The organism is Psychrobacillus glaciei (genome assembly GCF_008973485.1).
GTDB classification, from domain to species: domain Bacteria; phylum Bacillota; class Bacilli; order Bacillales_A; family Planococcaceae; genus Psychrobacillus; species Psychrobacillus glaciei.
This window is the reverse complement of sequence record NZ_CP031223.1, coordinates 1,074,292-1,088,517: the sequence shown is the minus strand read 5'-3', so window position 1 is coordinate 1,088,517 and position 14,226 is coordinate 1,074,292. Positions and strand designations below refer to the sequence as shown.

Here is a 14,226-nt window from a genome sequence, read left to right as displayed (position 1 = left end):
TGGATTACAAGTCGCTCTGTAGAAGTTATTTTACGATTAATTTGATTTTATTTTGCGATGGATCTTTTGTAATGTACATACCGCTTTCTTCGACGACCGATACATTGTTTGTTTTCAAGTTTTCGAGTGTGTCGTTCAATACTTCATTGCTCGGATATACTAATGTAAATGCTTCGAGACCGGTCGCGTTTTCTGCTGTTGGTGATGCACCAACTCCAGCCCAAGTGTTTAATCCGATGTGATGATGGTACTTTCCTGTTGCCATGAACAAAGCTCCTGGATAATTTGGTGTCGCAACTCCGAATCCTAATAAGTGATAAAATTTTTCTGTTTTAGCTAAATCTGCAACTTGTAGATGGATATGTCCCATAACAGTTCCATCTGGTAAGCCAGCCCAATCTGTATTCGCGCCTTCTTTCAAAATACTTTGAGCATCGATTTGAAGAGTAGCCATTTCAACATACTCACCATTCCAAGTCCACTCTGATTCTGGTCGGTCCGTATAAATTTCGATGCCATTTCCATCAGGATCATTTAAGTATAGTGCTTCACTTACTAAATGATCTCCAGCTCCTATTCGCATATTGATATCGATGAAATGCTGCAATACTGCTCCTAAATCTGCTCGACTTGGTAACAACAGTGCAAAGTGATACAAGCCTGTTGTATTTTCTTGTTTCAGAACAACGTTTTCTGGTTGTTCGATAGATAGAAGCGCTATTTTTCCATCTGCAGTAAGAAGAATCTTATTGTCTTTCTTTTCAAGTACTTTGAATCCAACCACTTCTTCATAAAATTTAAGAGAACGATCTAAGTCCGTTACTTTTAAATCTACTAATTCCACGAATGTGTAAGGTTTATTTTGATATTTCATTTATAATTCCTCCAATTAACGTATAGTTACTTATAGTAAGTTATTATATTTTAGTTACCTAATAAAGTCAAGGATGAAGGAGTAGATAAAAAGGCAAATCACATTATGAAATTGCAAGATTTAGTCTCATAATCGCAAAATACTCACTTCAAATCGCAAGATCAATGTCCCTAATCGCAAAATAGGCGTACTTGCAACATTATCAGTAGTATTCGCAATGTTTTGTACGTTAGTCGTAATATTTCCATCTTTATTCGCAATATTCTCTACGTATTGAGCTACATTCCACTATACACTCACGTGAAAAAACCACTAGCCGGCATCGACTTGTGGTTTCTACATACTTTATTTTGCTAATGGTACTTGGATGGACATTTGCTGGCATTCTGCGAGTTTGCTGATGTCGAAGTTTCCGCCGCTTACGATGATGCCTATGTTACTGGCGGAGGATGGGATGTGGTGATTCAAAACTGCTGCTACTGCGGCGGCTCCTGCACCTTCGATAAGCGTTTTTTCTCGTTCGAGTATGAAGAGAATGGCCGATGCGATTTCTTGCTCGGTCACGGTGATCATGTCGTCGACGAGGGTATGAATAATGTTCATCGTCAGCTTTCCAGGGGTTTTCACATTTATTCCTTCTGCAATTGTTTTTCCTTGAAATGGAATTAATCCATCTGCCATTCCTTTATAGGCAATCGCAATGGCTGCAGCATTTTGGGACTGAACGCCAATAACGCGGATATCTGGACGAATGGATTTTACCGCAAGTAGTGTACCTGCGAGTAAGCCACCTCCACCTGCTGGCACGACTATCGTATCAATCTCCGGCCGTTGCTGAAGCATTTCCATGGCAACAGTAGCTTGGCCTTCAATTACGGCTAGGTCATCAAAAGGGTGAATGAAGTTTGCACCTGTTCGAAGTTGTTCTTCTCTTGCTGCCACATACGTTTCATCAAAGTTTTGTCCGATGAGTTTAACGGTTGCACCATACCCTTTTGTTGCATTCACTTTTGCAACCGGTGTTCCAATTGGCATGAAAATGGTGACTGGGAAGTTGCGCACTTTTCCGGCGTAAGCAACCCCTTGTGCATGATTCCCAGCGGAGGCGGCGATTAGCCCTCTTGCACATTCTTCATCCGTGAGCTGAGATACTTTATTCATTGCTCCTCTAATCTTAAACGAACCCGTTTTTTGTAAGTTTTCCATTTTGAGAAATACTTGCTTACCAGTGGTTTCATTCAAGGTTGATGACTTTTTACACGGTGTCCGATGGATAAACTCCGCTACTTTTTCTGATGCACGGTATAAACCTACAGTGTCATATGAATTCCCAACAAAACCATCTCCTAATTTGTTTTTTTCAAATGTCCAAAATCCATGCATCTTACGCATTTTTTATTTCGTAAGCTTTGATATGATCTTCGTATTGGAATGTCAATGAAATTTCATCCCAACCATTTAGAAGCATTTTCATTTGATACGGATCGATGGCGAATGAATAAACAACACCGTCTGCTCCATACACTTTTTGTTCCTCTAAATTAACTTCCACGTTATACACTTCTTTACTTAGAAGTACTTCTACTTCGTCGACGGACAATTTAATAGGAAGAATTCCATTTTTCAAGCAGTTATTATAGAAAATATCTGCGAAACTTGGCGCAATTACTACTCGGAATCCATAGTCTAAAATCGACCATGGGGCATGCTCACGAGAGGATCCACAACCGAAATTATCATGCGCTACTAATATAGTAGAATCTTTATAGCGTTCATCATTTAATACGAAATCTGTATTTGGATTTCCTTCTGCATCGAATCGCCAGTGATAAAATAAGTATTTACCGAATCCTGTACGTTCGATTCTTTTCAGAAATTCTTTGGATATTATTTGGTCGGTATCGACGTTCTTTTGATTCAACGGTGTAATAACACTTTTGATTTCATTAATAGGCTCCACGGATTTTCCTCCTTACGCATTTACTAAATCAATTTTGCCTTGGCATAATTGCGTCCAGATTTTGAATAGAGCTTGCTCAATTTACGCCTTTTAAAATCTGTGACATCCGCCGGAGGCTTCAACTTTATCTGGAAGGGGTTTAAACCCCTTCCAGATAAAGTTGAAATTTGCGAATATCTACAATGTGACCTTCTATTGCTGCAGCTGCTGCCATTGCTGGGCTCATCAAATGTGTTCTAGATCCTGCACCTTGACGTCCTTCGAAGTTACGGTTGGATGTAGATGCACAATGTTCGCCAGAAGGGACAATATCGTCATTCATTGCTAGACACATACTGCATCCAGATTCGCGCCATTCAAATCCAGCTTCAAGGAATACTTGGTCGATGCCTTCTTGTTCTGCTTGTTTTTTCACGGTTTGTGATCCAGGAACAACGATGGCTGTTACATTTGGATTAACTTTGCGACCTTCAACTACTTTTGCCGCAGCACGTAAGTCACTTAAACGGGCATTCGTACAAGAACCGATAAATACATTGCTTATTCGAATATCTGTTAGAGACATTCCTTCTTCAAGCTCCATATAAGCCAGCGCTTTTTCGTGCGCTTGTTGATCGCTTATTTCTGCAAAGTCTTTTGTAAATGGAATATGATTCGAAACGCCCGAACCCATAGATGGGTTTGTACCCCATGTAACAAAAGGTTCGATTTCATCTGTGAAAATCTCCACTGTTTTATCGTAAGTTGCTCCTTCATCAGTAGCTAAAACTAGCCAACGATCTGCTTCTTGTTCAAACGCTTCTCCAGTCGGAACATGCTCACGTCCTCTTAGGAATTCAACCGTCGTTTTGTCAGGGCTTATCAAACCTGCACGAGCTCCTGCTTCGATCGACATATTACAAATAGTCATACGTTCTTCCATCGTCAATTTACGAATCGCTTCACCCGTGTATTCTACGATATATCCAGTTCCCATATCGATTCCAAACTTCGAAATAACAGCTAAAATGATATCTTTTGCCGTCACTCCATAACCAAGTTCACCAGTTACTTTGATTTCCATCGTTTGAGGCTTAGCTTGCCAAAGTGTTTGAGTAGAAAGGACATGTTCCACTTCGCTTGTTCCAATACCAAAAGCGATTGCTCCGAATGCACCGTGTGTGGATGTGTGACTATCTCCACAAACAATCGTTTTCCCTGGTTGTGTCAGTCCTAGTTCTGGTCCGATAATATGTACAATCCCTTGATCAGGATGATCCATATTCGCAAGTGGAACACCAAACTCTTCACAGTTTTCTTGAAGTGTGCTGATTTGTTTGCGCGCAATGACATCTTTAATCTGTTCTCTATTTCGAGTCGGTACATTGTGATCCATTGTTGCATAACAAAGATCCGGTCGACGAACCTTCCGATTGTTTAGTCGTAACCCTTCAAAAGCCTGCGGAGATGTTACTTCATGGAGCAAATGTAAATCGATATAGAGAAGGTCTGGTTTACCTTCTTCCTCGTATACAATATGTTCATCCCAAATTTTCTCAATAATCGTTTTTGCCATTTAGTCCCTCTCCTTTTAGTTAGACATAAGAAAACATAATACTATCTGATACAAATTCTGCGTCTAACTCTTCTAATACTTTTGCTGTCCATTCTGTTGTAGAAAGTGCACGTTTCCCTTTTACTTGTAAATCACTTGTGAAATTTCCATCATTTAAGACATTAAATACAGCTTCTTCTACTGCTGCTGCTTCTGTTTCCATTTGGAAAGCTTCACGGAGCATCATAGCTACGGATAGAATGGTTGCTGCTGGATTTGCTTTGTTTTGACCTGCAATATCCGGTGCCGATCCATGGACTGGTTCGTATAAACCGAAACCATCTTCCCGTGTACTTGCAGATGGTAACATTCCCAGTGAACCTGTGATAACAGATGCTTCATCACTTAAAATATCCCCAAACATATTTTCCGTTACAATCACATCAAAATCAGCAGGTTTTGTAATCAATTTCATCGCAGTCGAATCCACCAACATATGCTCCACTTCTACGTCTGGATAACCTTGTTTTTTCTCTTCTACGATTTCACGCCATAATTTACTTGTGTCTAAAACATTTGCTTTATCAACTGAAGCAAGTTTTCCTCTACGACTTCTTGCAATTTGGAAGGCTGTATCCACAATACGCTCAATTTCAGCTCTCGTATATACGAGCGTGTCTAGTGCACTGTCCTTCGATTTCTTACGTGGTTCGCTGAAATATAAACCTCCTGTAAGTTCGCGTACAATGACCATATCCACATTTTCTGCTACTTCCTTTTTAAGAGGAGAAGCATCCAGTAATGCCGGAATAGCTTTGACAGGTCGAATATTTGCATAAAGTCCAAAATGTTTACGAATGGCTAATAATCCTTTTTCCGGGCGCAAATGAGATGGATTTTGATCCCATTTTGGTCCACCAACTGCACCTAAAAGGATGGCATCACTTTGACTACATTTACTAATCGTTTCTGCTGGTAGTGGATTTTCACAAGCATCAATTGCTGCTCCACCGATAAGTGCGTATTGCAGATGAAACGTATGATTATAGTGTTTTGCAATAGCTTGAAGCACCTTAACTGCCGCTTCCGTTACTTCTGGACCGATTCCATCTCCAGGTAATACCGTTATCGATTTTTCCATCCCATTCACTCCCGTTATTTGTCTAGTCTCCAGGCGCCAGCCGCTCGAGGTCAAATGTGAAATTACTGCGGTGGCTGAAGAGCTGCCTCCTCGCAATTCCCCATTTGCTTGTCGCGGCTAATCGGGCACCTTCTGCTTTTCCTAATTTATTGTGCTACTGCTTCTCGTTGCTCTTGATAATGTGCTTTTACAATCTGGCGATTAATCGCGTTCAAATATGCTTTGGCAGAAGCTTCTAATACATCTTGGGAAGCATTGCGACCCGTGGAAATAACATCATTAAAACTTAAGTTAATAACAGCTTCGCCGAGTGCATCTCTTCCTTTAGAAACGGATGATACCCGGTAATCAATAATATGAACTTTCCCGTTCACAAGTTTTTCTAGTGTATTGAAGATGGCTTCTACAGAACCTGCGCCAGTAGAAGAGACAACTTCTACTTCACCAGATGGTGTTTTCGCTTGAACCGTTGCAGTAGGAATATTAGATGTACCATATTGCACTTGTACGCTTTCTAATTCATATACTTCCGCTTCAGAAGTTTGCACTTGTTGATCTGTTAATAAAACAAATAAGTCTTCCTCGGTAATCTCTTTCTTACGATCTGCTAACTTTTTAAATGCAACAAAAGCTGCATTTAGCTTTTCATCACTTAATTGGAAGCCCATTTGTTTTGCACGATCAAAGAATGCATGACGACCAGAATGTTTTCCAAGTACTAGCTCCGTTGCTACATCACCGATTAAATCAGGTGTGATGATTTCATACGTTTCAGGATTTTTCAACATACCATCTTGGTGAATACCAGATTCATGTGCAAATGCATTTTTCCCAACAATAGCTTTGTTTGGTTGAATAACAACTCCTGTTAACTTGCTAACAAGCTGACTTGTGCGTTTCGTTTCTTTTAACACAATGCCAGATTCCGATTGGTAATAATCGCATCTAATATGTAGTGCCACTGCAATCTCTTCCAATGCCACGTTTCCTGCACGTTCACCAATCCCATTAATCGTTCCCTCGATTTGCGTTGCACCATTTTCAATTGCTGCAAGCGTGTTTGCTGTTGCTAATCCTAAATCATCATGACAGTGCGCAGATAGCTTCACTTTTTCAATACCCCTTACATTTTCACTTAAATATCTGAATAAAGAGCCGTACTCAATTGGAGAAGCATAACCCACTGTATCTGGGATATTAATCGTTGTTGCTCCGGCTTTAATTACTTCATTCATAATACGAACTAGAAAGTCACGATCCGAGCGGGTTGCATCTTCTGCTGACCACTGGACAAGTGGGAAATACTTTCTTGCTAATTTCACCGATTCTACAGCAATTTCAATCACTTGCTCCGGTGTTTTATTCAGTTTATATTGCATGTGGATAGGAGATGTGGCGATAAACGTATGAAGATGCGGTTGTACCCCACCTTTTAACGCTTCCCAAGAAGTTTCTATATCACTTTTAACGGAACGAGCTAACCCGGTCACAATCGAGTTTTTTACAGTGCCAGCAATTTGTTTGACAGCCTCAAAGTCTCCAGGAGAAGAAGCAGGAAATCCTGCCTCTATTATGGAAACTCCGTACTTCTCAAGCTGGCGAGCAATTTCTAACTTTTCTTGTGTGTTTAGGTTTATCCCTGCAGATTGCTCTCCATCACGTAGCGTTGTGTCGAAAATGTCAATTTTGCGCACTGGTCACCACTTCTTTCTTGACTTGTTTTTTCCCTTCATTGATAAATGGCATCATTTCACGAAGTTTTGCCCCTACTACTTCGATTTGATGTTCCGATTCCGCTTTTTTGATGGCATTGTATTTTGGACGATCTGTTTCGTTTTCTTTGATCCATTCTCTTGCAAATGTACCATCTTGAATGTCCGTTAATACGTCTTTCATGCGATCTTTCACGGAAGCATCAATGATACGAGGACCTGATACGAAATCTCCCCATTCAGCTGTATCCGAGATAGAAGAACGCATCGTAGCCATTCCTCCTTCGTACATTAAGTCAACGATTAGTTTTAATTCGTGTAGTGTCTCGAAGTATGCAAGCTCCGGTTGGTACCCAGCTTCTACTAACGTTTCGAAACCAGCTTTTACGATTGCAGTTGTACTACCACAAAGTACTGCTTGTTCTCCGAAAAGATCCGTTTCTGTTTCTTCTTTAAATGTTGTTTCAAGAACACCTGCACGAGCAGCTCCGATACCTTTTGCGTATGCTAAAGCGACATCTTTTGCGTGGCCGGAAGCATCTTGATATACTGCGAATAAACCTGGTACCCCTGCACCCGCCTCAAATGTTCTACGTACTAAATGTCCTGGCCCTTTTGGTGCCACTAAGAATACATCCACATCTGCGGGAGGTACAATTTGATCAAAATGTACGTTAAAACCATGTGCGAATACTAACGATTTGCCTGCCGTTAAAGCAGGTTCGATTTCCGCTTCATATACTGCTTTTTGTCTTTCATCTGGCAATAAAATCATAATTACGTCCGCTTTTTCAGCCGCTTCTTTTACAGAATAAACTTCTAATCCATCTTCTTTTGCTTGATCGAATGATTTTCCAACACGAATTCCTACTACTACATTAAAGCCTGAATCCTTTAAGTTTTGTGCATGTGCATGACCTTGAGATCCGTAACCGATAATTGCGATTGTTTTGTCCTTTAAAAGTTCTTCGTTGATATCTCCGTTGTAATACATTTTAGCCATTGTCATTTCCTCCTCGAATTTTGGTTTTATATTTTATTGTAAAATGGATAATTGGGTTGTTTGCACTTTTTGCGTTTCGCGTACAAATGCGGTAACACCTGTTCTCGTTAGCTCTTTAATGCCATAAGGCTTGAGCAGATCTATAAATGCATCAATCTTTTCTGGATGACCTGTCACTTGGAATGTTACGACATTTTTTCCGGTGTCGATGGTAGCAGCTCGGAACGGTTCTACTATACTATTAATCTCCGCTCTCACAGCTGGTGGCGACACGACTTTCACGAGCGCCAGCTCCCGCACAACAATTGACTTCTCTGAAATATCATTTACTTTTAACACATCTACTTGTTTTTGTAGCTGTTTTAACAATTGTTCTAGCTTTTGTTCGTCTTCCACATTTACAACAAACGTCATTTTCGAAATTTGCGGTTGTTCCGTGTGCCCTACTGTAATGCTTTCAATATTGAATTGACGCTTCATGAGTAGGCCAGTAACTCGGTTTAAAACACCGCTTTGATTTAACACGGTTACCGTAATAATTCGTTTCATTCGGCCTTCACTCCAATCATTTCATGTAGTCCTTTACCTGGAGCAACCATTGGAAAGACACTTTCTTTTTGAACAACTCGACAATCGATTAATACTGGTTCATCCGATGCAAGTGCTTCTTTTAACTGTACTTTTGCCTCTTCATACGTTTCGATCTTGTAGCCTTTAATATCATAAGCTTCTGCAAGTTTCACAAAATCTGGTTGGATCGGCATTAAGGATTGCGAATAACGCTCTTCATGGAAGGTTTCTTGCCATTGTCTAACCATCCCAAGTGCTTGATTGTTCAAAATGATTACTTTTACGGGAATGCGCATTTCTTGAAGCAGCGATAATTCCTGAAGTGTCATTTGGAATCCTGCATCTCCAACTATCGACACAACTTTTGCATCCGGTTTAGCTATCTGTGCCCCAATCGCTGCTGGGAAACCGAATCCCATCGTACCTAGTCCACCAGAAGTTACCCAGTTATGCGGAGACCTAAATTTATAATACTGTGCCGTCCACATTTGATGTTGCCCAACGTCAGTCGTCACAACTGCATCTCCATTTGTATATTCGTGCACCAGTTCCAAAACTTGCTGTGGAAGTAAACCTCTTTCTGCACTTGCTTCATAAAATAAAGGATATTGCGCTTGATTTACATGTAAACTTTCTAACCAAGCAGCTGTATTCCCATTTGGTGCATTTTGTTCCAGTAATGCAGTTAATGCTTCTTTCGCATCTGCAACAATCGGAATTTCAGTGTGCACGTTCTTGCCGATTTCAGCAGGGTCTATATCAATGTGAATCACTTTTGCATTCGGTGCAAAGTAAGCTAAGTTACCAGTTAAACGGTCATCAAATCGTGCTCCGACATTGATCAGTAAATCACACGTTTGAATGGCCATATTTGCTGTATACGTTCCGTGCATTCCTGCCATCCCTAAAAATAGTGGATGATTTCCTTCGATGCCTCCAAGCCCCAAAAGCGTATTTGTTATCGGAATTTGATATTTCTCCGCAAATTCTGCTAGTTGGTCAGATGCTTTTGCAAACAATACTCCTGCACCTGCAAGGATAAGTGGTTGGTTTGCTTTTGAAATAGCTATCGCTGCTTTTTGTATTTGTAAAAAGTTTGGTGTTGTCGTCGGTTGATAACCAGGAAGATTTACTTCATTCGTGTTATCTTCATTTGTAACAAAAATACTTGTTGCCATGTTTTTTGGAATATCTACGACGACTGGTCCTGGACGACCTGTGGAAGCAATATGAAAAGCTTCGTTAATAATTCTAGGAAAATCAGCAACATCTTTTACTTGGTAATTATGTTTCGTAATTGGTTGCGTGATGCCGATTATATCCGCTTCCTGAAAAGCATCTGTCCCGATAACAGTAGTCGCAACTTGCCCAGTAAATACAACAAGTGGAATCGAATCCATCATTGCATCTGCAATTCCAGTTACGACATTCGTAGCTCCAGGGCCAGACGTCGCAATCACGACTCCTACTTTCCCTGAAACACGTGCATAGCCCTCTGCCGCGTGGATTGCTCCTTGTTCATGCCGAGCTAAAATATGTCGAATTGGATTTTTATGTAGTGCATCGTAAATCGGTAAGACAGCACCGCCAGGATACCCAAAAACTACTTCAACCTGATGTTGTTTCAATGTTTTGATAAAAACATCTGCCCCGTTCAATTGTTTAGGAACTTCCGCCGTTTCGGACTCTTCATACATGTCAACTGTTTCTTCAACGGTTACCTTCATCATCATTTCCTCCTTTTTATTCAAATCGTCCAGTTTTAAAGAAAAGTTCCTTGCTTGTTTCTAAAAAAAGAAAAGAATTTCTCCCCACACAAAGAAACCTTCGTTCTTTTGTATAGGGATGAAATTCTTTTCATGGTACCACCCTAGTTCGTAGCGCAACCGCTACCTCGCAGACAACTAGCAAATGCCAGCCATCCATTTATAACGAGAGTAGCTTTTACTACACCCGGAAGTATCTAAAAGGTTTCCCGTTCAATACTTCACTCCGAGGGGATGTCGCTAAAGGTTGTATTGCCGGTTCCCAGCTTCACCAGCTCTCTGTAAATACAAGTTTCCTCTAACTTTTGCCTCATCAATGATTTATAATATTATGTTAATTAAGTTCGCTTTGGCGTCTAGATCTTCATAACCCCACCTGTGCTTGCAGATGTGACGAGCTTCGAATATCTTGCTAAATAGCCTTTTTTAATTTTTGGTTCAAATGGTTGTAAGTTTTCTTTTCTGGCAGCTAATTCTTCTTCGCTAACTAGTAACTCTATCGTTCTATTTGTTAAATCAATAGCGATAATGTCATCGTTCTCTACTAATGCAATTGGTCCGCCATCTGCAGCTTCTGGAGAAATATGTCCAATGGAAATTCCTCGAGACGCTCCGGAAAAACGACCGTCTGTAATGAGTGCCACTTTCGTTCCTAACCCGCGACCTTGAATCGCTGATGTTGGAGCAAGCATCTCTGGCATCCCCGGTCCACCTTTCGGACCTTCGTAGCGGATGACTACTACATGACCAGCTTGCACAGTTCCGTTATCAATTGCTTCCTGGGACGCTTCTTGTGATTCAAACACAATTGCTTTCCCAGTAAATTCTTTGATAGAAGGATCCACAGCCCCTACTTTAATTACTCCGCCTTCTGGAGCAATATTACCGAAAAGCACGGATAAGCCTCCTACAGGACTATATGGATTTTCTTTCCGGCGTATAACTAGATCATTCGTAATCTCTGATCCTTTCACATTCTCATAGAGTGTTTTACCTGTAATTGTTAAGCGATCTGGGTGAACAGCTCCAGGAATCTCACAAAGTTCTTTTATAATAGCGCTGACTCCTCCTGCAAGATGAACATCGTGCATAGAGTAATCAGAAGCTGGCATTATTTTGGATAGATAAGGAATACGCTTAGCTACTTCATTTATTTCTTTCACGTCGTATTCAATTTCTGCTTCATGCGCTATTGCCAGTGTGTGGAGAACCGTATTAGTCGAACCACCCATTGCCATATCAAGTGCAAATGCATCATCAATCGTTTCTTTTGTAATCAAATCTCTCGGCTTTACATTTTCCTTAATCATTCGCACTAAATGATGTGCAGCTTCTTTTATGAGGCGGTGACGTTCATCCGACGTCGCCACGATCGTACCGTTACCCGGTAATGCGACACCGAGCATTTCCATTAAAGAGTTCATGGAGTTTGCTGTGAACATCCCTGAACAGGAACCACAAGTTGGACAAGCATTTTGTTCTATATCGAGTAGTTGCTCCGCTGACATGGATCCATTCTTATACGAACCGACCCCTTCAAAAACAGACGTTAAGGAAAGTTGTTTTCCGTCAGCTGACGTTCCAGCTTCCATTGGCCCACCCGAAACAAATACAGAAGGGACATTCGTTCTTACTGCCGCCATCAACATTCCAGGTGTGATTTTGTCACAGTTCGGAATGTAAAACACCCCATCAAACCAGTGTGCGTTAATAACCGTTTCCGCAGAATCTGCAATCAATTCACGACTCGGAAGTGAATACCTCATCCCGATATGCCCCATTGCAATCCCATCATCCACACCAATCGTGTTAAACTCAAATGGAATTCCACCAGCTTCACGAATTGCCTCTTTTACGACTTCTGCAAACTTATTCAAATGCATATGCCCTGGAATAATATCAATATAGGAGTTACAAACACCAATGAATGGTTTATCTAAATCCTTTGTCTTTACTCCAGTCGCATAAAGTAAACTACGATGAGGAGCTCGATCAACGCCCTTTTTAATCATGTCACTTCTCAATTTCAATCGCCCCTATACTTACCGTTTATGTAGTGTGTATTTTTAGAGTTCTTTTTAATTTTCGATTGTGAATTTTCTCACAATCTTTTATATATTGTTGCTATCATATCGCCTTTAAAATGGGGAGTCAATACCCTTTTTTAAAATAATCAGTTAGTTTAGAATATTCTTTCACCATGTAATCGCTTACATTAGCGATATATCGCATTTTGTATGCCGAAAAATAATTATGAACATTTTGTTAAAGTAAATGGTAATAGAAAGTTATGGCGAAGCATACGGGGGACGATAAAGAGTGGAGCAAAGTTTATATTGGAACTTTTTTGAGAATCGCAAAATTATGGCTGCTAATCGCAAGTTCGTCTCTGTGAATAGCAAGATCATGAACAATTTCACCTAGTCCACTGGATTTCGCAAGTTCGTTACCCCGTAACGCAAATTAAAGCTCGCGTAGCGCAAGATCATCTCTCTATATCGCAAATTCAAAGCACATTTTCACCTTGTCTACCGCTTTTCGCAAGTTCATTACCCCATAACGCAAATTAAAGCTCGCGTAGCGCAAGATCATCTCTCTATATCGCAAATTCAAAGCTCAATTTCACCTTGTCGACCGCTTTTCGCAAGTTCATTACCCCGTAACGCAAATTAAAGCTCGCGTAGCGCAAGATCAACTCTCTATATCGCAAATTAAAAGCTCAATTTCACCTTGTCTACCGCTTTTCGCAAGTTCCTTACCCCGTAACGCAAATTAAAGCTCGCGTAGCGCAAGATCATCTCTCTATATCGCAAATTCAAAGCACAATTTCACCTTGTTGACTGCTTTTCGCAAGTTCATTACCCCGTAGCGCAAATTTAAATCCTGATAACACAAATTTATCTATTCATCTGCCACGAATTAATAAAAAAAGACCCTCTCTCAACTACGAGAAAGAGCCGATTACCAAATATTTGGCTTTGCAACCATAAACCAAAGCATGATTAGTAAAATGAGAATATACTGCCATAAAGAAAGTCGCAACTTTTGAATTAGAACATTCGAATCTATTATCCCTGCATAGAATTGTCGAATTTTCGGCTTAAATGCCTTTGCAAGAAAAACAATTGAGCTGATCATCACAACAATCGTCATGACTACCCAAGACGTAGACCATGGCCATCTCCCTTGCCAAATTAGCAGAATTCCAGATACAACTAGTACATGTCCCGCATGCTTCACGATTCTGATTGCAGCTTGAAAAACTTCTATTTGCGAAACAAGCACTTCTCCATTTTTCCCTTTCATTTGATTTAATACGGGAAATAATACAAAGAAAGGGCCGATAGAAAGAATCGCACTTATTATATGAATGAACAATATTATTTTGTACATAGAATTTATCACCTACACTTATTATAAGGTATTCCATCGTCTCTTATTGTGTCTAATAGAGGAAAATAGAGTGCTATGCCTAATATTTTGTTATTCGCAACTTAATCTTCCATTCTCGCAATATAGACTCACTTACGCGCAGCTTTTTGGCGGTTACTCACTACAATTCTAACGCTTACTAACAACATTGTCTCATACTCGAAATATATAATTAGGCAATATCTATTTCCACATAAAAACGCCCTCAATTCACATATCACGAATGGAGGGCGT

General features: G+C 40.3%; 11 protein-coding genes and 1 other annotated feature. All 11 genes read right to left on the bottom strand.

Annotated elements, in window-relative coordinates:
- Window positions 1-25: 25 nt before the first annotated feature.
- Window positions 26-874 (bottom strand): VOC family protein, encoded by an 849-nt coding sequence (locus PB01_RS04850; RefSeq protein ID WP_151699149.1) that lies wholly within the window; start codon window positions 872-874, stop codon window positions 26-28.
- Between the two features lie 345 nt (window positions 875-1,219).
- Window positions 1,220-2,266: a threonine ammonia-lyase gene (locus PB01_RS04845; RefSeq protein WP_225986171.1), complete on the bottom strand. Its 1,047-nt coding sequence runs from the start codon at window positions 2,264-2,266 to the stop codon at window positions 1,220-1,222.
- Entirely contained in the window at window positions 2,259-2,834 is a 576-nt protein-coding gene (leuD, locus tag PB01_RS04840; protein WP_151699148.1) for a 3-isopropylmalate dehydratase small subunit, read from the bottom strand. The genes PB01_RS04845 and leuD overlap by 8 nt, the downstream gene beginning before the upstream one ends.
- 139 nt (window positions 2,835-2,973) lie before the next feature.
- Window positions 2,974-4,389, bottom strand: a complete 1,416-nt coding sequence (leuC, locus tag PB01_RS04835; protein ID WP_151699147.1) for a 3-isopropylmalate dehydratase large subunit — start codon at window positions 4,387-4,389, stop codon at window positions 2,974-2,976.
- A gap of 19 nt (window positions 4,390-4,408) precedes the next feature.
- Window positions 4,409-5,509, bottom strand: a complete 1,101-nt coding sequence (leuB, locus tag PB01_RS04830; protein WP_151699146.1) for a 3-isopropylmalate dehydrogenase — start codon at window positions 5,507-5,509, stop codon at window positions 4,409-4,411.
- A 146-nt stretch (window positions 5,510-5,655) separates the two neighbouring features.
- Entirely contained in the window at window positions 5,656-7,203 is a 1,548-nt protein-coding gene (locus PB01_RS04825) for a 2-isopropylmalate synthase (RefSeq protein ID WP_151699145.1), read from the bottom strand.
- Window positions 7,190-8,224, bottom strand: coding sequence for a ketol-acid reductoisomerase (gene ilvC / locus PB01_RS04820; protein ID WP_151699144.1), 1,035 nt, complete (start codon window positions 8,222-8,224; stop codon window positions 7,190-7,192). The genes PB01_RS04825 and ilvC overlap by 14 nt, the downstream gene beginning before the upstream one ends.
- A 33-nt stretch (window positions 8,225-8,257) precedes the next feature.
- Window positions 8,258-8,773 carry an acetolactate synthase small subunit gene (ilvN, locus tag PB01_RS04815; RefSeq protein WP_151699143.1) on the bottom strand — a complete coding sequence of 172 codons (516 nt, stop codon included), beginning with the start codon at window positions 8,771-8,773 and terminating at the stop codon, window positions 8,258-8,260.
- Window positions 8,770-10,527, bottom strand: a complete 1,758-nt coding sequence (gene ilvB / locus PB01_RS04810) for an acetolactate synthase large subunit (RefSeq protein ID WP_151699142.1) — start codon at window positions 10,525-10,527, stop codon at window positions 8,770-8,772. The genes ilvN and ilvB overlap by 4 nt, the downstream gene beginning before the upstream one ends.
- A 105-nt stretch (window positions 10,528-10,632) precedes the next feature.
- Window positions 10,633-10,886, bottom strand: a binding site (T-box leader).
- A gap of 30 nt (window positions 10,887-10,916) precedes the next feature.
- Window positions 10,917-12,584, bottom strand: coding sequence for a dihydroxy-acid dehydratase (gene ilvD, locus PB01_RS04805; protein ID WP_151699141.1), 1,668 nt, complete (start codon window positions 12,582-12,584; stop codon window positions 10,917-10,919).
- 937 nt (window positions 12,585-13,521) lie between these two features.
- Window positions 13,522-13,953, bottom strand: coding sequence for a hypothetical protein (locus PB01_RS04800; protein ID WP_192797477.1), 432 nt, complete (start codon window positions 13,951-13,953; stop codon window positions 13,522-13,524).
- Window positions 13,954-14,226 lie beyond the last annotated feature (273 nt).